Source organism: Reichenbachiella carrageenanivorans, from assembly GCF_025639805.1.
GTDB lineage: Bacteria > Bacteroidota > Bacteroidia > Cytophagales > Cyclobacteriaceae > Reichenbachiella > Reichenbachiella carrageenanivorans.
Window position 1 is genome coordinate 3,240,558 of the sequence record NZ_CP106735.1, and the last position, 25,470, is coordinate 3,266,027.

Annotated in this window: 22 protein-coding genes and 1 pseudogene; 9 read left to right on the top strand and 14 right to left on the bottom strand. The window is 43.2% G+C overall.

Features of this window, described 5'->3' with window-relative positions; all coding sequences use genetic code 11:
* The 6 genes from N7E81_RS12950 (at position 1) to N7E81_RS12975 (ending at position 6,139) form a co-directional block, all read left to right on the top strand.
* The gene (locus N7E81_RS12950) at positions 1-375 is read left to right on the top strand and encodes a cupin domain-containing protein (RefSeq protein WP_263050012.1); all 375 of its coding nucleotides are present in this window, start codon (positions 1-3) and stop codon (positions 373-375) included.
* Between the two features lie 11 nt (positions 376-386).
* The gene (locus tag N7E81_RS12955; protein ID WP_263050013.1) at positions 387-1,658 is read left to right on the top strand and encodes an MFS transporter; all 1,272 of its coding nucleotides are present in this window, start codon (positions 387-389) and stop codon (positions 1,656-1,658) included.
* 383 nt (positions 1,659-2,041) lie between these two features.
* On the top strand, positions 2,042-2,800 hold the full coding sequence (locus tag N7E81_RS12960) for an SDR family NAD(P)-dependent oxidoreductase (RefSeq protein ID WP_263050014.1): 759 nt from the start codon (positions 2,042-2,044) through the stop codon (positions 2,798-2,800).
* 82 nt (positions 2,801-2,882) lie between these two features.
* A complete protein-coding gene (locus tag N7E81_RS12965) occupies positions 2,883-4,280 on the top strand; it encodes a polysaccharide lyase family 7 protein (RefSeq protein ID WP_263050015.1) in 1,398 nt (465 codons plus the stop codon).
* Positions 4,281-4,287: 7 nt separating this feature from the next.
* Positions 4,288-5,241, top strand: coding sequence for a polysaccharide lyase family 7 protein (locus N7E81_RS12970; RefSeq protein ID WP_263050016.1), 954 nt, complete (start codon positions 4,288-4,290; stop codon positions 5,239-5,241).
* A gap of 55 nt (positions 5,242-5,296) precedes the next feature.
* Positions 5,297-6,139, top strand: a complete 843-nt coding sequence (locus N7E81_RS12975) for an alpha/beta hydrolase (protein WP_263053086.1) — start codon at positions 5,297-5,299, stop codon at positions 6,137-6,139.
* A gap of 34 nt (positions 6,140-6,173) precedes the next feature.
* Here N7E81_RS12975 and N7E81_RS12980 read toward each other — a convergent pair whose 3' ends face one another.
* The 5 genes from N7E81_RS12980 to N7E81_RS13000 form a co-directional block, all read right to left on the bottom strand.
* Positions 6,174-7,073, bottom strand: a complete 900-nt coding sequence (locus N7E81_RS12980) for a flavin reductase family protein (protein WP_263050017.1) — start codon at positions 7,071-7,073, stop codon at positions 6,174-6,176.
* Between the two features lie 135 nt (positions 7,074-7,208).
* Positions 7,209-8,459, bottom strand: coding sequence for a fumarylacetoacetase (gene fahA / locus N7E81_RS12985; RefSeq protein ID WP_263050018.1), 1,251 nt, complete (start codon positions 8,457-8,459; stop codon positions 7,209-7,211).
* Between the two features lie 86 nt (positions 8,460-8,545).
* Complete coding sequence (gene hppD, locus N7E81_RS12990) at positions 8,546-9,691, bottom strand: 4-hydroxyphenylpyruvate dioxygenase (RefSeq protein ID WP_263050019.1); 1,146 nt, start codon at positions 9,689-9,691, stop codon at positions 8,546-8,548.
* Positions 9,692-9,725: 34 nt separating this feature from the next.
* Positions 9,726-10,883, bottom strand: a complete 1,158-nt coding sequence (locus N7E81_RS12995) for a homogentisate 1,2-dioxygenase (protein WP_263050020.1) — start codon at positions 10,881-10,883, stop codon at positions 9,726-9,728.
* A gap of 58 nt (positions 10,884-10,941) precedes the next feature.
* On the bottom strand, positions 10,942-12,171 hold the full coding sequence (locus tag N7E81_RS13000; RefSeq protein WP_263050021.1) for a Glu/Leu/Phe/Val dehydrogenase dimerization domain-containing protein: 1,230 nt from the start codon (positions 12,169-12,171) through the stop codon (positions 10,942-10,944).
* 237 nt (positions 12,172-12,408) lie between these two features.
* Here N7E81_RS13000 and N7E81_RS13005 point away from each other — a divergent pair, with 237 nt between their 5' ends.
* Positions 12,409-12,873: an Lrp/AsnC family transcriptional regulator gene (locus tag N7E81_RS13005; RefSeq protein WP_263050022.1), complete on the top strand. Its 465-nt coding sequence runs from the start codon at positions 12,409-12,411 to the stop codon at positions 12,871-12,873.
* Positions 12,874-12,877: 4 nt separating this feature from the next.
* The gene (locus tag N7E81_RS13010; RefSeq protein ID WP_263050023.1) at positions 12,878-13,564 is read left to right on the top strand and encodes a nitroreductase family protein; all 687 of its coding nucleotides are present in this window, start codon (positions 12,878-12,880) and stop codon (positions 13,562-13,564) included.
* A gap of 50 nt (positions 13,565-13,614) precedes the next feature.
* On the opposite strand, the gene N7E81_RS13015 is transcribed toward N7E81_RS13010, so the two are convergent.
* The 7 genes from N7E81_RS13015 to N7E81_RS13045 all read right to left on the bottom strand — a co-directional run bounded on the left by N7E81_RS13015 (position 13,615) and on the right by N7E81_RS13045 (position 19,680).
* Positions 13,615-14,484, bottom strand: coding sequence for an NmrA family NAD(P)-binding protein (locus tag N7E81_RS13015; RefSeq protein WP_263050024.1), 870 nt, complete (start codon positions 14,482-14,484; stop codon positions 13,615-13,617).
* A 256-nt stretch (positions 14,485-14,740) separates the two neighbouring features.
* A complete protein-coding gene (locus N7E81_RS13020; RefSeq protein ID WP_263050025.1) occupies positions 14,741-15,355 on the bottom strand; it encodes a fumarylacetoacetate hydrolase family protein in 615 nt (204 codons plus the stop codon).
* Between the two features lie 101 nt (positions 15,356-15,456).
* Positions 15,457-16,056 (bottom strand): sugar O-acetyltransferase, encoded by a 600-nt coding sequence (locus tag N7E81_RS13025; RefSeq protein WP_263050026.1) that lies wholly within the window; start codon positions 16,054-16,056, stop codon positions 15,457-15,459.
* Between the two features lie 178 nt (positions 16,057-16,234).
* The gene (locus N7E81_RS13030) at positions 16,235-16,978 is read right to left on the bottom strand and encodes a LytR/AlgR family response regulator transcription factor (RefSeq protein WP_263050027.1); all 744 of its coding nucleotides are present in this window, start codon (positions 16,976-16,978) and stop codon (positions 16,235-16,237) included.
* Positions 16,975-18,048: a sensor histidine kinase gene (locus tag N7E81_RS13035; RefSeq protein WP_263050028.1), complete on the bottom strand. Its 1,074-nt coding sequence runs from the start codon at positions 18,046-18,048 to the stop codon at positions 16,975-16,977. The genes N7E81_RS13030 and N7E81_RS13035 overlap by 4 nt, the downstream gene beginning before the upstream one ends.
* Before the next feature lie 8 nt (positions 18,049-18,056).
* On the bottom strand, positions 18,057-18,767 hold the full coding sequence (locus N7E81_RS13040) for a cell wall-active antibiotics response protein (RefSeq protein ID WP_263050029.1): 711 nt from the start codon (positions 18,765-18,767) through the stop codon (positions 18,057-18,059).
* Between the two features lie 142 nt (positions 18,768-18,909).
* A complete protein-coding gene (locus N7E81_RS13045) occupies positions 18,910-19,680 on the bottom strand; it encodes a cell wall-active antibiotics response protein (protein ID WP_263050030.1) in 771 nt (256 codons plus the stop codon).
* 476 nt (positions 19,681-20,156) lie between these two features.
* On the opposite strand from N7E81_RS13045, the gene N7E81_RS13050 reads away from it, so the two are divergent.
* Complete coding sequence (locus N7E81_RS13050) at positions 20,157-22,307, top strand: T9SS type A sorting domain-containing protein (RefSeq protein WP_263050031.1); 2,151 nt, start codon at positions 20,157-20,159, stop codon at positions 22,305-22,307.
* 163 nt (positions 22,308-22,470) lie between these two features.
* Here N7E81_RS13050 and N7E81_RS13055 read toward each other — a convergent pair whose 3' ends face one another.
* The gene (locus N7E81_RS13055; protein WP_263053087.1) at positions 22,471-23,424 is read right to left on the bottom strand and encodes a polysaccharide lyase beta-sandwich domain-containing protein; all 954 of its coding nucleotides are present in this window, start codon (positions 23,422-23,424) and stop codon (positions 22,471-22,473) included.
* A pseudogene (locus tag N7E81_RS19325) lies at positions 23,419-25,419 on the bottom strand (polysaccharide lyase family 8 super-sandwich domain-containing protein); the annotation flags it as partial. The gene N7E81_RS13055 and the pseudogene N7E81_RS19325, both read right to left, overlap by 6 nt.
* Positions 25,420-25,470: the final 51 nt, after the last annotated feature.

Below are 25,470 nucleotides of genomic sequence, written 5' to 3' on the forward strand. Positions count from 1 at the left end.
ATGGAAAGAAATAGCGAAAAATATATTCTAACGCAACAAATGGAGTGGGAAGAACTTGGAGGAGGAGTTTCCCGAAAAATGCTTGGGTATGACAACCAGATCATGATGGTGCTTGTGAAATTTGAAAAAGGAGCTTTAGGTTCTCCTCATAGTCATTTTCATACACAAGCTACTTATTGCGTAGAAGGAAAATTTGAGTTTGAGATTGATGGTGTAAAACAGATATTAAATGCAGGGGATGGGGTTTATATAGAGCCTAACCTTTTGCACAGTGCAGTATGCTTAGAAGCAGGTAAATTAATTGATACGTTTAGTCCAGTGCGAGAGGATTTTCTTAGTGGAAACGGCGTGTCTTATTTTGGTGATAAAGACTAAACGATAAGATAATGAAGATAAAGGGACTTAGATGGTGGATCATAGGGCTGGTATGTCTAGCTACCGTAATTAATTATATTGATCGGTCGGCATTGGCGATCATGTGGCCTGATATCTCTAAGGACTTAGGGATGACCAAGACGGATTATGCACTGATCCTCAATATATTCTTAGTGGCTTATGCAGTAGGTCAGTCCTTGTCGGGCAAGATGTTCGATAAGATAGGTACGCGACTTGGTTTTGTGATTTCTATCACGGTATGGGGTTTGGCTACTTCTATCCACGCCATGGCGAGAGGGGTATTGAGTTTTAGTGTATTCCGAGTGTTGCTAGGTCTCGGAGAGGCAGGCAACTGGCCAGGTGCAGTCAAAAGTAACGCTGAGTGGTTTCCTGTAAAAGAAAGAGCCTTGGCGCAAGGGATATTCAATTCAGGGGCAGCCATGGGGTCTATTGTAGCTCCTCCAGTGATAGCTATTGTTTGGGTGATGATTGGTTGGCAGATGACTTTCCTTGTACTGGGGTTGTTGGGATTGCTTTGGGTTATTCCATGGTGGATCATCAACAAAAATGTACCGGCTAAACACCCATGGATCACAGACGAAGAAAAAGCACACATTCTTGCTGGTATGACTTCGAAAGCAGAAGATCAAGACAAACCAGGGTTGAGCATGACTCAGATCCTATCGCATCGAGAGTCTTGGGCAGTATTAGTTTCTAGATTTTTTGTAGAACCTATCTGGTGGTTATTTGTAGGCTGGATGCCAATTTACTTGGCTGATGTCTATGGCTTCAATGTCAAAGAAATTGGATTTTTTGCTTGGGTACCTTATGTAGGTGCTGCAGTGGGTAGTTTGTCTGGAGGGTATTTCTCTGGTCGTCTGCTTATCAATGGAGCATCAGTAGATCAAGCCCGAAAGAAAACGATACTTATCGGTTGTGTGATCATGTTCTTAGGACTAATCGCAACGATAGTAGCAGGAGATACACCTATTAAGTTTGTAGGTATTGTAGCCCTCGTGCTTTTTGGGTTCCAGTTTGTCATTAGCAATATACAAACGATCCCAAGTGATTTGTTTAGTGGTAAGTCAGTAGGCTCACTTGCTGGGTTGGGAGGTACAGTAGGTATATTTTCAGTAATCATTATGAACTTCTTAGTACCTGTGATTACTGACCTATACTCTTATACGCCCATATTTATTATGATCGCTTTGTTTGTGCCTTTGTGCATCCTGTCGATCTACTTTTTTGCGAAAGAAATTAAACCTGTGGATCAGGAAGGTTAAGGTATAAAAAATAAAAGAGGAGGTCTCAGTAGTATCAAATTGATCTCTGAGACAAACTGAAGTGTTTTATGGAATTAGTCGGTCGTTTTTAGTTGGCATTGAGGCTTGCGGCCAACGGGTCTCATTGAAAATTGAAAATGACTGTACTAATTCTTGGTTGATCTCTGATAGAAGTTTGGGGATTTGAGTGATTTAAATGGCACGATTTGATTTGACTGAGTCAATTCATAAAGTGAGCAGGTTTATTTTTTGTCGACCTACTGCATGAAGTCCATTTATCTAAAGGCAATCTACTTGAACCCTGGGTATGGGTGCTGCCCTCTTTTGGGAAAAGAATAAAATCCCACAGATAAGTAAATAATTGAAATTAAAATATAAATATCATGGTGAAAGATAAAGTAGCGGTCATTACAGGAGCTACAGGAGGTATCGGATTTGCAGTGGCAAAAAGATTAGGTAAAGATGGTTACACTGTTGTTTTAAACGGTATCGAGGATGAAAAAGGAGCAGAAAGGGTAAAAGAACTTGAAGCCGAAGGTATCACAGCAGAGTATTTCGGATTTGATGTTACAAGCGAAGCAGAGGTAACCGAAAACATTACTAAAATTGGTGAGAAATATGGTAAAATCGATCTTCTTGTAAATAATGCAGGTGGTCTAGGTGGTAGATCTAGATTTGAAGAAATGACAACTGAATTTTACAGATTTGTTATGGCTTTGAATCTTGACTCTGTATTTTTTGCTTCAAGAGCAGCGATTCCTTTCCTAAAGAAAGGAGAGAATGCATCAATTATCAATTATACTTCTAATGCTGGCTGGACGGCAGGTGGACCAGGCGCAGGTGTATATGCTACATCCAAAGCAGGTGTGCATGCCATTACCAAAGCACTAGCAAAGGATTTGGCTGAATATGGAATTAGAGTAAATGCGGTGTCTCCTGGTACCATCGATACCCCATTCCATGCACAGATCAAGGCGACTAAGCCAGAGATATTTGCTTCTTGGAAGAACAGTGTGTTGCTCGGAAGATTAGGTGAGCCAGAGGAAGTAGCTTCTGTAGTTGCCTTCCTTGGAAGTCAAGACGCTTCTTTTATTACAGCTGAAACTATCCAAATTGGAGGTGGTCAAGCTTTAGGAATCTAATTAGATAACTAAAAAAGGGGATTCAGAATGGAAGTCATTCGGAGTCTCCTTTTTGTCATTTCTTTTAAACCCAATTTCTCTGATGGTGAATATCAAAAAATCTAATGACCTAAGGTCTATAGTCTTAAAAGTGACTTATTTGTCCTTGTTTTGTCTGGTTATAGCATCTCATGCATGGGCACAGTCTGGAAAGGATTACAAACTGCCGAACATAGATTTGTCTCATTGGAAAGTGACTTTGCCCATTGGCGATAAAAAACCAATAGAAGTGAGTCCGCCAGAGATTCTAGGCTATGCGACCAATGCAGAGTTGAAACCATTCATGTACAACGATTCTACCGATGGTAGCTTGGTCTTTTATACCTATCCAGGTGCTACTACTGGCAATACCAAGTACAGCCGAACGGAGCTCAGAGAGCAGATGGTTCCTGGCGACAACAACACCAATTGGACCTTTGCCCAAGGAGGCCGAATGAAAGGTACGCTCTCCGTACCTGATATATCTAAGAAAGCAGATGGCAAGTTTGATAGAACCATCATCATGCAGATTCATGGACGTTTGTCCAACGAACAAAAGGAATTGATCGGTCAAAAAGATAATAACGCACCACCTATACTCAAAATATATTGGCACAATGGATACGTACGAGTGAAAACTAAGGTGCTCAAAGATATTAATGCTACTGGTAAAGCCATATTAGCAACTGATGCTTGGGGAGACGACGAAGGGTATAATTTTCCTCAATATGTAGGGCATGAACCATTCACGTTAGAAGTCCTAGTGACTGAGGGGCGAATGGAAATTAAACTCAACGACGGTAAACCTAAAGTCTATGAAAACATTCATATGAGAAAATGGGGCGTGTTTGAAAATTATTTCAAAGCAGGCAACTACTTCACCTCTTTAGATCCCAAAGCCTATGCCTATGTGAAATACTATGCATTAGAAGTAGATCATAACGTGCAGGCACCAGTGAAAGTCGAAAAGAAGAAAAAAAAGAAGAAAGAGAAGTCTTCAAAAGTTCGGATTTTGAATGGAGGGTTTGATCAAGCAGGGGAGCAAGAATATAGAGATCATTGGATCAATAAATCTTTGGGCGGTACGGTGCAAATCACCTCCAAACCTGTGCAGGCAGGAGAAAAAGCTGGTAAGCTTCCAGCTACAGGAGATCGAATTGCATATCAGCTTGTAAGTGTCGAAAAAAACAAGGACTATGAATTGTCCTTTTATTACACGCTCAAGACTTCACCAAAAGGTGCACTAAGAGCAACTATATTGGCAGGCGATGTCAATAGCAAAGCGCAGATTGAAAATGCGACCATAGTTTCAGAGGTGTTTGATAATCAATCAGCTAACAATGAATACGTCAGAGCAGAGGTCAAATTTAATTCGGGTGACAATGACAACATTGGCATCCTAATGGCTAATGAAAATGTGGAATGTAGATTTGATAGTTTTCAAATCAGAGAATCTAAATAATACAAAAATGAAGGAGAGAAAGAGTTGGAAGAATTGGATCATGTTTATGATGGTCATGGGAGTTGTTTTTTCATTTCAATCTTGTGGTGAAGATAGTGTGGAAGACACCATAGAAGAAGTAGAGAAAGAGGAAACGGACAACGAGAAAGAAGAGGAGGAAAAGAAGGAAACCGATGACGGACGGGTAGAAGGTGTAGATTATTTCTTGCCAAATATCGACTTGAGCCACTGGAAAGTAACATTGCCTATAGGCAACCCTACAGAGGTAGAGCCGCCAGCAATCAAGGACTATGCGACCAACGAAACCGTACTGCCGTTTATGTACAATGACTCAACCGATGGGAGTTTAGTGTTTTACTCATATCCAGATGCGACCACTACCAACACCAAATACTCTCGTACCGAATTACGTGAGCAGATGGTACCAGGTAGCAACAACACCAACTGGACATTTCCAGATGGTGCCTATATGAAAGGTACACTGGCTATCGATGACATCACCAAAGATGCTAGTGGTGACTACCATAGAGTCATTATCATGCAGATTCATGGGCGACTCACTAATGAACAAAGGAACCTCATCGGTCAGAGTGACAACAATGCACCTCCCATCTTGAAAATCTATTGGGAGGATGGTGAAGTTAGAGTGAAGAGCAAGGAGTTGAAAGACCCATCAGCCACCGATACAGAAATACTGAAAACCGATGCCTGGGACGACGACGACGGTGTCAACTTTAAGGAACATGTGGATTTTGATAAGTTTACCCTTGAGGTAAAAGTCTCTGATGGTAAAATGGAAATTACACTCAACGACGACGAAACGTTGACCTATGATGGTGATGATTTTGATCGATGGAACATATTCGAAAACTACTTCAAGGCGGGCAACTACTTTCAGAGCGAGGACGAAGGTTCTTATGCCAAAGTGAAGTACTATGAGTTGACCATTTCACATGACTAAAAGTACTTAGGTGTGCTTTTGTTTACAATATAGAAAAGTGGTATTAAGCTTGGCTGTGACTGTCCTGGTCATGGCTCAGGCTTGTACTCAACCTCAGCGTTACTCTCCCGTACCATATCCCCAAGAGTACGAGGCGCATCTTGACATAGTTTACAAAACAGTAGAAGACTGGCAAGGACGTCTCGATGTATATACCCCCAAAGTAAAAGACAATAAACACCCGCTCGTGATCAATATCCACGGTGGTGGGTGGAATCACGGAGTCAAAGAATCCCAAACCGGGTTTGGCTTCTTCTTCGATCAAGGCTTCGTAGTCGCTAATGTCGAATACCGACTAGAGTCCCAAGCCAAAGCACCAGCAGCCATAGAAGACGTACGGTGTGCGTTGATCTATCTACTCGATCATGCAGATGAACTGGCGATAGACCCAGACAGAGTCGTTTTGATGGGCGCATCTGCTGGCGGACATCTGGCACTCATGGCAGGTTTGCTAGGAAACAATAGGTCTCTAGATGGGGATTGTAGTTATGATCGTCAGATTCAGATTGCTGCGATTATAGATAAGTATGGAGTCACCGATCTCCTACCTCTAAGTGGATTAGGGTCTGCCAAAAAATGGTTAGGCGATCGAGCTCATGACCCTGATTTTGTCAAATCTGTTTCTCCTCTATATTATGTATCATCCCAGAGTCCTTCTGTATTTATTACCCATGGTGATGTTGATCCTATTGTACCTTATGCGCAGTCTATTGCTCTTTATCAGAAGCTACAAGCGGTAGGCGTTCAGACAGAGTTATTAACAGTGAAAGGCGGTTTGCACGGTAAATTCTCTAGTGAAGAGAAAAAGAAGTTCAATGAAGAGCTTTTGATTTTTTTGAAAAACCTAGACTTGATTTAGTACCCGCTAAATGATATTTTGGAATAAGCTAAAACTAATAATGCTCGCTTTGTAGGAGTATTTGCCAGGCTGTATCGGTTTGGCCTGCCTCAAGGTATTGCATAGCCAAGAGATGCAGTTCTCGATCCATACCTTCTTCGTCGTCACCAAAGTTTTCTAAGATGGCACTTACTTCGGGTGTTTTGGACATAGCCAATATTTCATCTTTGGTTGGCAGACTTTCCACATTGGCTAGTCGACCGAGATGGTTGCCTGTGAGTACTTGACTATGGCGTACGGATTCAGGCAACTGATCAAATCCGATTCCCATAGTACTGAGCGGTTTTGGGATTTCAAACATGGTATCTGCACTGGTTTTCGTGTACCAGTTGCCACCCATACGGGCGACCAACTCCAGTTTTGTGGGATCTATTTTATGATCTGTCGTGAGCAGGTGATCCTGTACATGCGCAAGTACCACTTCGCAAATAACCAAATTGCCCGCGCCGCCATTTTCTCCCAGTGGTTTTACCTCCAATACTTTGCATTCAAACGCTACAGGAGATTCCTTCACTCGGGGTGGTCGTATATGTTCAGAAGACACTTCCGTAAAACCCGCTTTTACGAATTCATTGACCCCATCACCATACTCAGTGCTGGTGAGCGACATCTGCTCCACGATGGGATAGTCCACGATATTGATTACTACTTCAGGTACTTTCAAAATATTGTCCAATGTGTGCTTGGTCGTATTGTCCCTGACTCGTCGAGCAGGAGAGAAGACCAGAATGGGCGGATTGGCACTAAAAGCATTGAAAAAGCTAAACGGACTCAGGTTGACATTCCCATTTTCATCGATTGTACTGGCAAAAGCAATAGGCCGTGGTGCCACTGCAGTGAGTAGTACTGAGTGAAAGTGTGCAGTAGATACGTCTTTGGGGTCGATAGTAGTCATGATAGTTTGTTGGTTCAGAATTTAAAATAGCATATTTTTAGAGGATCAGATTACACCATCATTCACTCCATTGGAATGTAATACAATTGCCATTTACACTTATTAGTGTGGAGTCATAAGTTTCAAATATTAAAATTATTTAGCGGGTAGCACTTTCGCTCTTACCTCACCAAACCCTATCCTTACACCCTCTTTTGACCCGAAGCCTTTCATCACCACCGTGTCGCCATCTTGGATGAACTTTCGCTCCGTACCATCAGGCATTTGCACGGGTTTGGAGCCTTGCCAGGCAATCTCTAGCATCGACCCATACTGATGTGGCTCAGGGCCACTGATGGTGCCCGATGCCATCATATCGCCCGCTTTTACGTTGCAGCCATTCACCGTGTGGTGTGCCAGCTGCTGTACCATATTCCAATACATGTATTTGAAATTGGATTCGCTCACTTTTTTACTTTTTCCTTTTTCAGTCTCAATGTAGACTTCCAAGTCAATGTCGTAATGGTGTTCTCCTTCATATGTCAAATAAGGCAGCACCTTGGGGTCTTGCTCAGGGCCGCTCGTGCGGAATGGTTCCAGTGCTTCGAGTGTTACAATCCAAGGGGAAAGATGTGAAGCAAAGTTTTTGGCGAGAAAAGGCCCTAATGGTACGTATTCCCATTTTTGCAAGTCACGTGCCGACCAGTCGTTGAACAAGCAAAGCCCAAAGATGTGATCTGCAGCATTTTTTGTGGAGATACTTTCACCCAGTTCAGAGCCTTTGCCTATGACAAATCCCATTTCTAGTTCGAAGTCGAGTAGCTTACATGGGTCGAAAATGGGCGGCTCATCTGTATTGGGTTTTTGCTGGCCTTTTGGTCTGTGGAAGTCCGTGCCAGAGACCACGATCGACGAAGATCGGCCATGATAGCCTACTGGCAAATGCTTCCAGTTGGGCATCAAGGCGTTGTCTGGGTCTCTAAACATACAACCCACATTGAAGGCGTGCTGCTCGCTAGAGTAGAAGTCCGTATAGTCACCGATTTGTACGGGGAGGCTCATTGAGACTTGTTGCACTTCCTTCAATATTTTGTTTCGATGAATGGTATTTTCACGTAAGCCGTCTGTAGAGCCCTCATCAAACAGACTTTGAATGCGTAGCCTAACTTGATTGGTGATGGGTTTGCCCAAGGCAATGAAATCATTGAGAAATTGCTTTTCAAATAGGCCATCAGGAAGAGCTAGGTCACTGAAATAGCCTTTATCTTGTAGTATGGCTAGGTTGATCGCATAGTTGCCAATTCGAGAGGCAGCATACCACCCACGTTCGTTTTTCACAATGCCAAACGGTATGTTTTGTATAGGAAAGTCTGATTCGTCTGTAACTGCAATCCAGGATTTATTCATTTTTTTGTGTTTTATTCTGTTTATAAAAAGACCTTCTCAAACTGTGCTCGTATCTGCACGACTTCGAGCACCTCAGTTTGGCTGCATTACAAAGTCCCTCTTACTTCTTGCTCTCTTTCTATGGCTTCAAACAGTGCTTTGAAATTGCCCTTACCAAACGACTGTGCACCTTTGCGTTGGATGATTTCAAAAAACATTGTCGGTCTTGGTTCTATCGGTTTGGTGAAAATCTGTAGCAAATAGCCTTCGTCATCTCGGTCGATGAGGATGCCCAATTCCTTTAGCGGTTCTAGGTCTTCGTCGATCTCACCCACACGGTCTAGTACGGTTTCATAGTATGTAGCGGGTACTTTCAAAAACTCCACGCCGCGTTCATACATGGCAGTGACGGTCTCTATGATGTTGTCCGTAGCCACGGCAATGTGCTGGATGCCAGCGCCAGCATAGAAGTCAAGGTATTCCTCTACCTGAGATTTCTTCTTGCCTTCAGCGGGCTCGTTGATCGGAAATTTGATCCGTCCGTTGCCATTGCTCATGACTTTGCTCATGAGTGCGGTGTAGTCGGTAGAGATGTCTTTGTCATCAAATGAAATCAGTTGGGTAAAGCCCATGACCTTGGCATAAAATTCCACCCATTGGTTCATTTCACCCCAGCCTACATTGCCCACCATGTGATCCACGAATTTCAAACCAATAGGCAAAGGGTTATAAGTGGTTTCCCATTTCTTAAAACCAGGAAGAAACACGCCCTGATAGTTTTTTCTTTCTATAAATAGGTGCACGGTTTCACCATATGTGTGAATGCCTGAGATTTTCACTTCACCGTGATCGTCGGTTTTGGTTTCGGGTTTTAGGTAGGGTTTGGCGCCTCTTTTTACTGTTTCATTAAATGAGTATTCGGCATCGTCTACCCATAGTGCTACTACTTTTACACCATCACCATGGTCGTCTATATGCTTGCCTACAGGTGTGCCAGCTTTGAGGGGAGAGGTCAGTACCAGCCTGATTTTATCTTGTACTACTACATATGACTCGTAGTCTTTGTTGCCTGTTTCCAGGCCAGAGTAGGCCAACGATTGAAAGCCAAAGGCCGTTTTGTAATAATGTGCGGCCTGCTTGGCATTGCTTACATAAAGCTCCAAATGGTCGGTGCCATTGAGAGGAAGAAAGTCTTCTGCGTCTGCAAATATTTTTTCTATTCCGTAGTTTGTGTTTTCAAGTCCTGTTGCCATTGTATTGTATTTTAGGGTTCTTTTTGGGTAAGGTTTAGGCTAGCCAGCTCTTGTGATAGTCTTTGATGAGTATCTTCATTGCCTCTTCTGTCACCATTAGCGGTTTGAAAGTATCCACCATTACGGCCAGTTCTTCCGTCTTGGTTTGCCCAATGCTACGCTCTGTAGCACCTGGGTGAGGCCCGTGTGGAATGCCAGCTGGGTGCAGTGTGATGTTGCCTTTCTCGATATTGTTGCGACTCATAAAATCACCATCTACATAGTAGAGTACTTCGTCGGAGTCTATGTTGCTGTGGTTGTACGGTGCGGGGATCGACTCTGGATGGTAGTCGTAGAGGCGGGGCACAAAGGAGCATACCACAAAAGCATCCGTCTCGAATGTCTGATGCACAGGCGGTGGCTGATGCACCCGTCCAGTGATTGGTTCAAAATCGTGTATAGAGAAAGCGTACGGGTAGTTGTAGCCATCCCATCCTACTACATCAAAAGGGTGACTGGCATAGATGTACTCGTGCATCATGTTTTGTTTTTTTACCTTCACGGTAAAATCTCCCCACTCGTCGAAGGTTTCTAGCTCGCTGGGTCTTCTTATGTCGCGTTCGCAGTAGGGCGCATGCTCTAGTAGCTGTCCAAACCAATTGCGATACCGCTTGGGTGTGTAGATCGGTCGTTTGGATTCTACTATAAATAGGCGGTTGTCTTCCGTGTCGAAATGTATCTGGTAGATCATGCCACGAGGTACAAGTAGGTAGTCTCCATAACCAAAGGTGATATTGCCCAATTGGGTTTTTAAAGTACCCGTGCCTTTGTGTACAAAAATCAGTTCGTCAGAGTCTGTGTTTTTGTAGAAATAGTTTGTTTGACTGTGTTTCGGAGCTGCCAGGATAATGTGGCAATCAGAGTTGACTAATATCGTTTTTCGACTTTTTAGATAATCGTTTTCGGCCGAGATTTTGAAGCCTTCCATGGCCAGAGAAAGCATGTTTTTCTCCTCTGCTATTTTCGGTGCCACGCTATAGGATTTGGCTACTTCCTTGACCATCGTGGGGCGATGGAGGTGATATAGGAGTGAGGACATGCCTTCGAATCCGATGGTGCCGAATAGCTGTTCATAATGTAGGCTGCCATCTGCTTTTTTGAAGGTAGTATGCCGCTTGTGCGGAATTTTACCAAGTTGATGATAATGTGGCATAATGGGTTAATGTTTAAGATTCGAAAATCTGTTCCTTATAAATTTACGAAGTCTATCGCTAGTTCACCAATTGCCCTAGTGAATTCTCAAAGGCAGTGTTGGTGAGTAAGGTTTTGGTTTTGTTGCGCTTGTGGATGCCTACCAGTGCCTGGCCGATCACTGATGACGTGTCGCTAAAAATGGCTTCGTCTGTCATATCTACTTCGCCCGACATCAGATAAGCAAATACGCGAGCCATCCCGCAGTTGGCAATGAAATCTGGGATCACAGATACGTGCTGGTCTGCATGCTCGCTGATTGGGCCGTAAAAGATGGCTTCGTCAGCAAAGGGCACATTGGCTCCACAAGAGATCACCTCAAGGCCTGAGTTGACCATCTGATCGAGTTGGTTTTGTGTGATCAGTCTGGATGCTGCCGCAGGAATAAATATTTCTGCATTTAGTTTCCATACTTGCGCATTGATTTCCTCAAAAGGAATCACGTCAGGACTGTTTAGCTGGTTGCCGTTTCTGTTGATGAACAGGTCTCTGATTTCTTCGAAAGAGAGCCCTTCTTTGTTGATCAAACCGCCTGCTCGGTCTATGATGCCTACTATTTTTACTCCCATCTGGGAGAGGTAGAAGGCTGCCGCTGCGCCTACATTGCCCCAGCCTTGTATCAAGGCTTTTTTTTCCGTGATGTCGCCACCCCACAGGTTGTAATAATGCCTGACAGCTTCTGATACACCGTAGCCAGTAATCATATCGGCTATGGTATATTTTTTGGCTGTGCTTGGTGTGTATTTTTCGTCTTCTATGATTTTGATTACGCCTTGTCGGAGCTGGCCAATGCGGTTTACTTTTTGGGCTTCGGTAGGGTGGAAGTGTCCAGTAAATACACCTTCTTGTGGGTGCCAGATCCCATGATCTTCTGTGATGGGGATCACCTCATGTATTTCGTCTACGTTTAGATCTCCGCCAGTGCCGTAGTAGTATTTGAGCAGGGGCATCACGGCCGCATACCAGCGCTGGAGTACACCTTCCTTGCGTGGGTCGGCAGGATCGAAGTTGATACCCGATTTGGCACCACCTATGGGAGGGCCTGAGATGCTAAACTTGATTTCCATGGTTTTGGCGAGCGATTCCACCTCGTGTTTGTTGAGTCCTTTGCGCATGCGTGTGCCGCCACCTGCGGCTCCACCTCGTAGCGAATTGATGACTACCCAGCCTTCGGCTTCGGTCTCCGCGTCCTTCCATTCGAATACGACCTCTGGTCGCTTCGATTCAAATTTGTTTAGTAGCTCTTTCATGAGTGGGTCTTGTCGTTGTCTCCTGTTAGACAGGAGACTCTTAGGGATTGTACCCTGATCGTTATATAATTTCTCCTAATTAATGATTGTACGAAATTATATTTTAGTTAAATTCAATGCTTTAATATTCTATGTATTTATCATTAATAAGAATATTATATTTTTTATTAACTATAAAATAGTGTTATATCCTTTTCGTGAACGAGTGTTCACATCATTAAATCATTTAATTCCAAAATGGCACACTTAGACGCTACCGACATCAAGATTTTGAATGTCCTCCAGGAGGAGGGAAGAATCACCAATAAGGCACTATCAGAGAAACTAGGCCTATCTACTACCCCCATATTTGAGCGAATGAAGCGCTTAGAAAAGGATGGAATCATTGCTAAATATGTAGCGATCCTTAATCACAAGAAGATAGATAGGAAGCTGGGTGTATTTGTATCGATATCCTTAAAGAATCATACACGATCTTATTTGGAAAAATTTATCGAAGAGATGAACCAGTATAAAGAAGTGCAGGAGGTATATCACATCGCGGGTGACTTCGATTATATGTTGAAAATCGTGACTAGCGACATCGAGGCTTATCAAAGTTTTATTCTTTCCAAATTGTCGGTCAATTCCAATATTGCCCATGTAAAGAGCCAGTTTGTGCTCTCTCGAGATAAATATACCACGGCTTATAAACTCGACTAAAACCATGAAAACAAAGCAGATCAATGGCCATACACATGAGGCCTATCAACCCGATCATTATTCTGAATCAGAGATGATCCAGCGCAGCAAGGACTACTATGAGTGGGCAGACCGTCGCCGTACGGTACGAGATATTTCAGACCGGCCAGTACCGAAAGTTATCATCGATCATATCATCAAAACAGCCTCTACAGCACCTTCTGGCGCGCACAAGCAGCCTTGGACTTTTTGTGTGGTGTCTAGCCCAGTCCTCAAACAAAAAATTAGAGCGGCAGCGGAAGAGGAAGAGCGAGAAAGCTACACCAACCGGATGAGTGACAGATGGCTCGACGATTTGAAGCCCATCGGGACGGACGATGTGAAGCCGTTTTTGGAGCGGGCGCCTTATTTGATTGTGGTATTCAAACGTGTGTTTGAACGGGACGAAGATGGAAAGAAGCACAACAATTACTATGTAAACGAGTCGGTGGGGATTGCTTGTGGTTTTTTGATTTCGGCGATTCATCAAGCTGGTTTGGTCACGCTCACGCATACGCCTAGTCCGATGAATTTTCTACAACAAATCTTAGAACGGCCAGACAACGAACGACCTTTTTTGCTTCTGCCTGTGGGCTATGCAGCCGATGAGGTGTATGTGCCACAGCTCATGCGCAAGCCTTTGGAGGAGGTGGCGGTTTATTATAAGGACTAGATGGCTGTATCTTTTATTGACTCATACAAACGGCAAGATAAGAGACTGTGCTATGTCAGTTGTGCACTTTCCCTTTGGATAAAATCTCTTAGAGTTGTGGGAGATTTGCCAGTGATTTGCTCGTAGAAGTGGGAGATGATAGGTTCTTTTTGAAACCTCGGGAGCAGGTGTAGCATCGTCATCACCATGATCATGCCTGTGGGCATGCCAGTCTTTTTTTTGATTTGAAAAAAAAGAAATGGATTTACGCTACGGTATTTGACGGGGTGATTACTGATTTCATTTATCAGCCGTTCTATGGTGTAGAAGCTTTCATTTTCATAGCCCGTGACTTCATAAGCTTTGTTTTTATAGCTCGTAAACTGAAGCAGCAGCATGGCAGCTACTTCGCCAATGTTTTCAATATCCACCCAGTTGAATTTGGCCTTGCCTGCCGGGAGTATGATTTGCCGACGGGTTTTTATGTCGACTAGCAAGGTGGTGGTGAGGTTTTGCATGAAATAGCTGGGGCGAATAAAAATATAATCCATACCCATTTCTTTGATCAGGATCTCGATTTTGTGATGAGGGATGACTTTACTCCGCTCCACGCCTTGCACGGAGAGAAATACTATTTCGCGGATCTTCAGTGCTTTGGCAGTAGATAGCAAGGGGCTGAAATATTTCTCCACATCAGAGATATGCGGAGGTCGTAGCAAAAACAGCCTGTCGATTCCCTCTAGTGCGTTGCTGTAGGTCTGAGGGTCCTCTAAGTCAAAACGAACAAAGTTTAGTTTGGGGAAGGTTTGAAAAATTTGTTGCGCTTTGGCCACCTCTCTGACTCCAGCTATGAGTTGATCATCTGTACTTAGTGTGGTGAGGTGGCGGATGACTTCTCGCCCTATATTGCCCGTGGCTCCAGTGATCAGTATCTTTTTCATAAACTCATGGAGTAACTATGGAGGCTGTTTCAAAAGTATAAATTGTTGTTTCTGGATGGATATACTTTTGAAACAGCCTTAAAATTTGGTGTTAAACCTGCTTTATGCATTTAGAATCTATTCCGAGCTTAAACAGTTTCAAAATCAGACGCTTCGTTTTACTCATCACCATAGCGGTGCTATGCTTTCTTCGCAAAACTTCCTGATTTATCGCTTTTTAACCGCTCATCACGAAGTCCTTAATGCATCATCCAGATTAAACCATTTTAAAATCGAGTAGCAATTCGCCTTCAATAGAAGCTTGCAAGTGATCGCCTTTGAAGGTTTGTCCTACGCCTACTGCTGGTGTGCCAGTGAATATAAGATCGCCCGGCTCCAATGTCATGAATTTAGACACATGAGCAATGATGTCTGCAAAATTGTAAATCATCAAGCTGGTGTTGCCATCTTGTAGTGGCTTGTCATTGATCTTCAAATCAAAGTTGATATTGGTCAAATCTGCAAAGTCAGCTACTGGTTTGAAAGCTGAGATAGGTGCAGCACCATCAAAACCTTTGGCTAGGTCCCAAGGGCCTTTTTTGTCGCGAGATTCGCCCAGTACGTCTTTGGCGGTGAAGTCGATGCCAATGGCGATTTCGGAGATGTAACCGTTGGCGTCCGCTAGTGCGATGTCTTTGCCTGTTTTTCCGATTTTCACTACCAGTTCTGCTTCGTATATGAGGTTTTCTGTGATGCTAGGAAATACTACATCTTTATTGTCGGTGACCAAACTAGACGCTGGTTTAGAGAAGATGATCTGATGTCCCGTTTTGTTTTCGCTGATTTGATCTGCGCTTTCTACGTAATTTTTTCCGATTCCAAGGATTTTCATGAGTTGAATTTTTATTAGTGAATGGGCTCCTGTTGAATTAAAAATTCTGGTGCAATTAAAGGGATTTTTGGGAGAATAATGAAAATCAAAACCGAAAGTAATTATTCAAATTTCTGCCCCTTGTAGCAGTACGGTTTGTCGGCGTCGGTAATGGCTCGCAGTACCTTGCATGGGTTGCCTACGGCGATTACGTTGGCAGGGAGATCTTTGGTCACTACGCTGCCAGAGCCTACTACGGTGTTGTCGCCGATCGAGATGCCTGGATTGATGACGGTATTGCCGCCGATCCAGACGTTGTTGCCGATAGTGATGGGGAGCGCATATTCGTATTCTTCATTTCTTTTTTCGTGATGTAGTGGATGGCCAGCGGTATAGAGGGCTACATTCGGTCCTATAAGTACATGGTGGCCAATGGTGACCTTGGCGCAGTCTAGGATGATGAGGTTGTAATTCGAATAGAAGTGGTCGCCGATCTCAATGTTGTAGCCGTAGTCACACCTGAAGGGTGGTTCTATGAAGAAGTTTTCGTGGGTTTTGCCCAATAGTTTTTTGATGACATAGTTGCGTTTGGTGAGTTCGCTGGGTCGGTAGTGGTTGAAGTCGAAGACCAGTTCTTTGGCCGCTTGTCGTTCGTTGAGCAGTTCTTCTCCGAAGGCCTTGTAAGGCTTTCCTGTCAGCATTTTTGTTTTTTCACTTTCCATGTTTTTTGATTGGTTATGTGTTGATTATAAATTAGACAAATCTGATAATTTCGACACTGATTTTTTTGAATTGGAAAAGAAAAAATCCGTTAGACTTGCTCTTGATTTGGCATTTCTAAGATGCTGAGTATAGGGGGCATCTGAAAACCGTATCAGCTCGGCAAGCAGGGATCAAGCATTACCAACCCAGAAGCTCTTTGAGTTTGGAATAGCCCGACGCACTTACTACCACTTCGTCGCCATTTTTGAGCTGTGCCAGATGCGTTTCTTTTCCATACTTGTCTATTTTGGCGATTTGTGATACCTGCACGATCGATGAGCGATGTACGCGGGCAAACTTCTTAGGGTCTAGCACCTGCTCCAAGTGTTTCATGGTTTGCTTCTTTAGGTGTTTTCCCTTGGCGGTAATGAGCTCTGAGTAATCGTCTTGCGCAGCGATACGGATGATATCGTCTGCTGGGATGATGTTAATTTTGGAGCCGTCTTTTACCACCACACGATGGGTAGGCGTTTGCAAATACTCTTGTACAAGCGATTCGGTAGGCATGGCAGGTTTGGGACTGCTCATGAGTGAGAGCGCTTTGGCTAGGCCATCGTCGAACCGCTTACGGTTGAAAGGTTTGAGCAGGTAGTCGGCCGCATGGAGTTCGAAGGCTTTGAGCGCATACTGATCGTAGGCAGTAGAGAAGATGATGACTGGGGGCTCATCGATCAACTCCAATAACTCAAACCCCGTGAGTTTGGGCATTTGTATGTCCAAGAAAATCAAATCGGGCTGTAGCGACTGTATCAATTTTAGTCCGTCGAAGCCATTTTCAGCTTCTCCTACCAGTTCGAAATCCTCGTGTGATTGTAGGAAATGTTTGATCACATTTCTAGCAGGTGGTTCGTCGTCGATGATGATTACTTTGTAGGTGCTCATGGTGCTATTGGGTTAGGGTCTATTTGTGGAATAGTCAGTTGTACACGGTATTGGTTGTCTATTTTTTCGGCTTGTAGCAAGTCGCTACTTTCATAGATGAGTTGCAATCTCCCCCGTACATTTTTAAGTCCGATGCCTTTGCCTTTGTGGGCCACAGTGTCTGCTTCGATACTGTTGAGAATAGATACCTGTAGTAGCTCATTGGCGAAAGCCATCTTTACTAGGATACGGCTGGTGGAGGTACTTTCATACACGCCGTATTTGATTGCATTTTCTATGAGTGGTTGCAGGATGAGGTTGGGAAGTTTTACTGTCTCGGGTATGTCTGTAGTGCCTTTGAAGGTCACTTCTAGTTTGTTGCCGAAGCGAAGTTTTTCTATTGCTAGGTATAGTTGGATGGTTTCCAACTCTTGCCTGATGGATACCAACTCCGTCTCAGCATGGCCGATCGTGTAGCGTAGAAATGACGACAAAGTCACGATCATCTCGTGTGCGTCTTCGGGACGAGTAAGGGTCAGCGAACTGATCGAATTGAGACTATTGAAAATGAAATGTGGATTGATCTGGGCTTTGAGCATGCTCAGTTCTGTCTCTTTGATGATCGATTGCATCTCGATTTCTTTGATCTGTTTCTCTTTATAGTTTTGGTAAAAAATCAATAAATGATAGATCAAGGCGACCAATAAATAATAAATGCTGCCAATGGAAACGCGCCACCACAAGTGTGTCACCGATGCAGAGCGTATATCACCAGGGATTTGTAGCAAATAACCCGATATGGCGTAGGAGGTAACGATCCACACGAATATCAAAGCTGTAGCGGTAGCCAAATGAGTCGTGAGGGTGTTCCACAGACTGCCAGACTCAAGCCCTGTGAAGCGGACAATAAACCAAATGCTCAAGCCTAATAGAGCGAAATCCAAACAATATACTACGGCCTCTGTCAGGGCGTGAAACCACGGTAAGTCAAACCCCCAATGTAGGAGCATGGTTTGGATGACGGTGAGTAGAACCCAAAATAGGCAATAAGCCAGTAGGTGTTCTTTGTTTTTGAGGATAGGGTTAATCATGCCGAGAGCTAGTAGTTTTTGATTTCTCCCCCACCAAATAGTACAAAGCCTTTGATGTGAAGCGTGTTGCCAGTCCCTGATTCGGTTCTTTTTGTAAACTTGCGTTTGTCGGTGACACCGCCAAATATAGCGGTGGTCTCTAGGTGGATCTCCCAGTCGGTGGGAAGCACGAAAGTGAAGCCGCCAAATAAGGCAAATACTTCTAGTGTGTGCTGTCCATTAGCTAACCTGGAGCCAGACAGGTCGTAACTAGATCCTCCGAATATGGCAGTTACTTGCCCACCTTTGAACTGATCAGATCGTACCTTGACTTCGCCACCGCCGAGGATGTTGGCATCATTCAGGTAGTCGAAGGAGTGACCTGAGCTCTGTCGCTTAAATTCTATTTTTCTTTTGTTTAATAATATAATCCCAGTCCCGATCAAGATGCCTGGCCATAAGATTTGGCTCAAGCCGATATTGATTCTGAACTCTTGCCACAGGTATTCACCAAATATGAAATACAAAGCCAAGCAGATCATGATGGCACCAGGGTATTTGTTGCTCTTGGTGGATATAGAGAGGATGCCTATCACGAAGATGATACCTTTCCAGTTGAAGGCCAGGTTGTGAATCTCCTCAGGTATGAGACCGAAATTGCCCAACAAAAAGATGCCGCCAAGTATCACAAGTGCTACCCCCATGAGGTAGGATCTATCTTCTTTTTTGTTTTGTCTCATTTGCTTGTTGGTTCTGATCTACAAGATACGACCAGTAGATTTGATTTTGAAATTTTATAGACCATGCTTGTTGTCTATAATAGAAGGAGGCTGTCTCACTTGCAGAGACAGCTTCACTTTGGTCTATTTTGAGTTTAGGTTTTTAGAGATAGTTTTTTACTTCTCCACCTCCGAATAGTACAGTGCCTTTGATGAGCAGTTCTTTGGTAGAGTCTGTCGGTGTTTCTGCGTTGAATTTTCTGCTGTCGCTGTAGCCTCCGAATAGGGAAGTGACCTCGATGCGTACATTCCAATCAGAAGGCACGATGAAATTGGCGCCACCCATCAGGACCATAAGGTCGATCTCCTGGGTGCCTTCGGCCAGGTCAGACCCGCTCAGGTCGTAGGTGCCGCCGCCCATGAGTACCGTGACTTTTCCTCCCTGAAAATTTTGAGACTGGATAGATACATCCCCACCGCCTAGTGCTGCAGTGATGTTGAGGTGATCCTTGTCGTTGGGTATTTTGCTAGACTCGTGATCTGCTTCGAAAATGTGGCCTTTGGCTTTCTCGGAATTACCTCTTCGGCTTATTATGACCAGCCCTATTATGATCAGAAGTACAGGCCAGAAGAGTTTGCGTGTGTCGTACCAGTGCCAGCCAAATTCGTAGGACATCACATCGGAGAGGATGAAAAAACCTCCCACGACGAGCAGGGTGAGGCCTGGGGTTTTGTTGTCTTTGGTGGTCAGAAAGACGGTGCCGATGAGTAGCATCAGGCCTTTCCAGTTGAAGAGGTAGTCCGAAATTTCGTAAGGAATCAGATTGAAATTGTCCAATAGAAACAGGCCGCCTGAGATGATGAGCAGGATGCCCAGGATGCTAGATCTTGAGCTGCCAGTTTGCGAGGTGTGAGGAGTGGTGTGTCTTGACATTTGTTTTGTGTTTATAATGATGATACAATAGTACGAGGTATCAAGTAGGACGCACTACATCAATCGGTCAAGCTGGATATACTATCGGTAAACTCGGATAGGACGGGGGTGGTGAACTCGTAGGGTTTCATTTTTAGTAATGATAGAATTACTCGATCCACTGTAGGTATTCGGAGAAATGTAGTGGTTTGTTGTTCTGAACAAACTTGATAGGAGAGGTGGTAGCTTTCAATTCATCAACCTAGGTGTATACGGTTTTGGTTATCATGATTAGGCATGTTCTCTTCATAAGAGTATCACTTTACGACTTTAAAGCATAATATCGAAATAGCTTACTAAGCTACCTTTTCAATAAAGAATTAAAAGGCTCTTGATCCCATCGGTTAAATGAATGCGTTTTGAGTAGCTGGAAAATTCATAATCGGATTAGCCACCGATTAACGATTAAGTTATTTTTTTAAACAAACTACATTAGTATGAAAACAAACAGACTACAATTTTTATTATTACTTTTTCTAAGTTTCATATTCATTTGGCCTACCCAAGCTAATGGATCCTTGGGAAGTGGGGACAATAAAGTCTATATACACTATATGGGATGGTTTGGATCTGGGCAAAATGGTAGACATTGGGACTACGGTACGGCTCAGGAGCCTCTCATTGGTTATTATGATTCCCAGTCTTGGGCTACTCATTTATATCATATTTTGTTATCCTCTGCTTGCGGTGTAGATGGAATGGTTGTCAATGTTAGAACCGAATATGATGAATCAAGTTTTAAGTCCATTTTTTCTTCGCTAAAAAGAATCACAGATCTTTCTCCAGGTTTTGATTATAGTATAGGCGTGAGCTATGATGATCAGGATAGAACACAACAATCAGCTGAAGCAGAACTACAATTTCTAAGAGATGAAATACTACCTGAGACAAGCAATTATTTATACAAGGATGGCAAGCCTGCAATCTTTATTTGGAATTATAATGGGTATTTATCTTCCAATGATTATAGAAATGCGGTATCAAATGTTTTTACAACTGAAACACCGCTCTTGTTAAGAAATGAAATTGATTTTAACATAGGCTCAGGAGTCATTGATTCGTATTACCCTTGGGTTCAGGGGTATGCCGCTGATGGTTCTGAATGGGGTAATGGGTATTTGAACTGGTACTATCAGACCATGAAAACTAGAAGTGAAATAAATTTTGGTACTGGAGCCGTATGGCCGGGGTTTGATGATCGACAGGCTAGCTGGGGCCAAAACCGCTGGGTGGATAGACGGGCTGGTGCAACCTATGAAGATACTTGGGATCTGGTTCATGCCAACAGTGCGGATTTGGATTGGGTGATTATAGAGACATGGAATGACTGGAACGAAGGCACAGAAATAGAACCGAATACAGTGGATGGATTTACCTATGTATTAAAAACAGCTGCAAACATTGCCGAGTTTAAAGGAGGTACTACATCTGTAAATAGTGGTTTGCTCAATGCGACAACCAAAATTTATGAAGCGGCAGCACTTATCGAATCCAATGCTAGAGATTCAGTTATATATTATGCCGTACTGGAACAAGCCATGATTGAGTTTATAGCAGGAGATGGCAGCTCATCCATCGCTTTGTCCGAAAACATAATATATGATTTAGGGGCTTGTACAGTGCCAGTTATTACTCCTTATGTTCAGATTAATGGTGGTTTGGCACAGAGTGGAGTTTATTCAGTGTTACTTAACGCAGGAGATACAGTTGCTTTTGATCCCAGATCTCCAACTACTGGTTCTTGGAGTTGGACAGGGCCTAGTCAATTCACTTCTCAGGATAGAGTAATTCATTTATCCAACCTATCAGTAGCTCATTCTGGAAATTACACAGCTACTCTTTTAGATAGTCTAGGGTGTAGAAACACTTATACCTTTGAACTTACCGTAAATCCTGTCATCCAGCCAAGCCCCTCTTATTATCTAGTAAATAGGTGGCAGGGTACATATTTGTATGACGCAGGCAATGAAGTGGGTTATGCTAGCATGAGTAGCGATTCTTTATACCAATGGCAACTGATCACAATTGATAATCACACACTCATTCAAAATGTGAGCACAGGTCATTATATAAATATTGAAAGCCTATGGGCAACGATAGAGTGTACCAGTGTGGCTACCAATTATTGGAGTGCTCATTGGTTTTTTGAGGATTACCAAGGCTATACCCGTATTCGAAACAGGTGGCAAGGTGCAGATTATATTCATATTGAAAACCTATGGGGTGTAGCGCAGCGGAGTAGTATTTTTGAAGGGGCTTATTCAGGGCATTGGTCTTTGGTGCCAGTAGCTACTTCTAGTGCTAGAATGTGGAACAAGCAAAATGATGAAAAAGTGGTAGAGGTAAATCAGAAGCCTTACCCTAATCCTTTCAAGAATCAAATCAACATAAGTATCAATACCAATAACAGAACTAAAATCCAGTTGGTCGACCAAGCAAACAGATTAATTTTTAGTCAAGAATATTATATTGAAGAATATGATAAAACAAATATTAAAATAGATGCTTCTAGCTTAGTTTCTGGGATGTACATACTGTCTATAGAAGAGTATGGTAAAATAACTTATCATAAAATGATTAAGGAGTAGTTAGGGTAACCGCCTTCATTAAAACCCTGAATAGCTATCTATTCAGGGTTTTTTGTTTACACACATGCTGTGTGATATAATTAACCCAAAAGTGTAGATGGGACTACTCTTTATCTAAAATATTCCTTTCGAGATTTGCCCCAGTTAGATGCCAATATTACGTTTATTCTTTAATCAGTTGATGGGTTTCTTTATAGCCATCACCTATCAGTTGAAGATAATAGGTCAAATGAGGTTGGAGCAGAGCAAGGGAGACTTGGCTTCCATTGGCTAGATCATGGGAGGAAACGAGTTGTCCATTAGCAGAATAGATCCTGGCTCTCTGGAAAGGATAAGGGGATTCGATTTGTATATAGTCAGCGAAAGGGTTTGGGTACACGCGGGCTTGGTGGAGCGGTGTTATTTCGCCCAATATGGTTTCAGGTCTTTCAAGCTGAAGTTTGTAAGTAGTAGACACGCCGTCATGGCTGACTACTATATTCCAGGTGTTTTTTTCTGTTTCGATAGTACTTATGGTGTAGGCTTCATTAGTCAGTCCTGCTACAGAGACTTGGTCTGAGTGATCTAGCGCAATCACATAGTAGAGTTTTTTAGGATCGAAACCTTCTATTTCTACGTTGTCGATTTTTATTCCATCCAAATAAGGAACTTCGATACTGCCTAAACCACCATCAGATAGTAGGGTCAATGTCTCGGTTACTGTACCTCCTTCGTATGCCCTGTCGGTAGGGAGGTCTAGCAATACTATTTTCGTACCAGCAGCTTCCCCCTCAATGTCAAAGCCCTTTAGTGTGACTTGCAATGGCGTACTAGGAAGCTCACCAATAGTCGTATTGGATCCTGATACAAACGATGGCTTAAGCCCCCTGTGTACAGGATTGGCAGCGGATACGTAGAGTTTTCCATCGGATTCTCGTAGCATCAGTATAGCTTTTTGGTTTACAGCTACTACTTGTCCTTCTCCATAGGTAAATGTACCTGGCTCATAGAAAACAGCTTCTAGGACTTGATCCGCTTGGTGATATACGGCTTGTATGTTGCTAGAATTGATAAGCGTAACAGAGGAGGTCTCCCTCACATAGTTTTTGAAATCTGCTAGTGAAATGTCAGGCACCACTTTGTATTCGTAGCTGTCGCCAAGTGGATTTATACCATGATTAATAGCTAGCTGAAACATATTGATCATACCTAGGTTTTTGTCTTCTGTACTGATGGCATTCTTGTAGTCTTTGTCTTGCATTAGCAATGGATTCAGTACACGTCGTTCACCGAGTAGTTTTATTTGGGTTGCTGCTTTGGCTTTTATGAAATAGCCCACTTCATCGTGCCATACCCACCCTTGGGTTTGTATGGTCAAATCTTTTATTGTGGTTTCGTTGAGTGGTATTGTTTGCGCGTCGCTCGCATCAACGGAATATACGATATCGCCTACACGTTGCATTTGATTGAGTGTAGTTCAGATTTCATCCGATCCAGTCTTAATTCTTTTCACCTCTTGCCCAAGGCATACCATTTCCTTTTCGAAAAAGAAGGTTCCTTTCAAGGCACCAGCACCATTGATAGGTACCCATGTGCCGTTTGTGTATTGGCCAAGCTTCATTTCCATGGCACCAGCTCCAAATTTATCATCTGCTACACCGCCAGAGAATAAAGAAATACCTCGAGTGGTAGCAGCAGACTTACCAGCATTGACAATGCCATTACGCTCTGTCGTAGTACCAGCTACTGTTTGGTAGTCTAGCCCCAGTCTGCTCAATCGGTATTCGTCGCCTCTTCTCAGGATTGATGTATAGCCACTGCCGAAGTGAAGGTGACATTTGACGTCGGAATTAGAACTGTCTTCAGGACCTCTTACACGTTGTGAGGTTCTACGTACAGCAATCGAGTAGTTGTCTCTTCGGTGTACCTGATATTCTGTATTCCAGAAGTACTTGTGTCCCTGTACTTCATTATATGTCTTGCTGGATGTTTCCCAAGAGGGGTCTATGTTGTTTATCAAATATTCGATCTGACTCCTATTGGCGAGCTTGTCTCCATATAAATCCACCAGTACTTCAAGATTTTCTATGACTTGTTCGGCTATATAATCGGTCCGTTCCAGCCAGTAGGAGAGTCTTTTTGGTGCAGTAGTGATTTCACAGTTGCCCTTGTATAATATCCATTGTAAACCTTCTATGATCGATGTTTCTACAAATTGAATTTTTTCCGTTTTGTATTCCCATTGGGTTCCTTTGATTATTTCACCTAGTGCTAGCACATCATGAAGCCAAGAAACTCCGTACATGCCCCAGTAGTTTTCATCTCCGTGGTGGGTAAGACTCCAGTCTGGCCATACACCATCAGTGCCGTTGATAGCCCAAGGGTCGAAATCAAGACTGGCATCATTTACAGCCATATAAATATCCATTTCGGTGGAGCTGTTGCTGAATACCACATGGCGCATGGCGTTGCCATATCTAAAGGCCCAGTTTGGTCCTCGGCTCTGAGGATTGTCTACTATGACATGATGGCAATAGTCTATGATGTCTTCAAACAAGGTTTGAATCGTAGTGTCACTCAATCGGTCTGAATGAAAATCATTGTACAACAACATGCCGATATAGGTCAGAAGGCCTGTTAGGTTTTCGTTGTGTGGATGATAGCTGAATGTCTCGTGATAGACGCTTTTGGGTGGGCGTTTATTGGCAAAATACCATTTTAAAGAATTGTAGACGAGCGTTTTGTATTCCTCTTTTCCATTGTGCTCGGAAGGGATTTTATTGGGATAGTAGGTGTTGTAGCCGTAAAGAACGGCTACGTTGGCCAAATCTACTAAATAGGCTTTGTGTAGGTCAAACTTAGCACTTGCATTCTCCTTTTCTGACTCAGAGATGTCTGGTAAGTCCGTTTTGTAGCTGCCGTTGGTGTTGAATTTGGCATATGAAGCTAGCAGTTTTGTGACGTCTGTCGTGTTGGTAGGCACAGCTCTTTTGTCTGCATCGATATTAAAATTACTGTCTGTCATTCGTGCTCTGATCACAGACAATGGATCATCTGCCTTGGTAGTAGAGGAGATCAAGGAGATGGTTGTGGTCAAGACCAATAGGTATTTTATCGTAATCGTGTTTCTCATGGCTTTTATATATTGTCGCCAAAAGAATTAAAATTTTCAAATGCAGCGGTG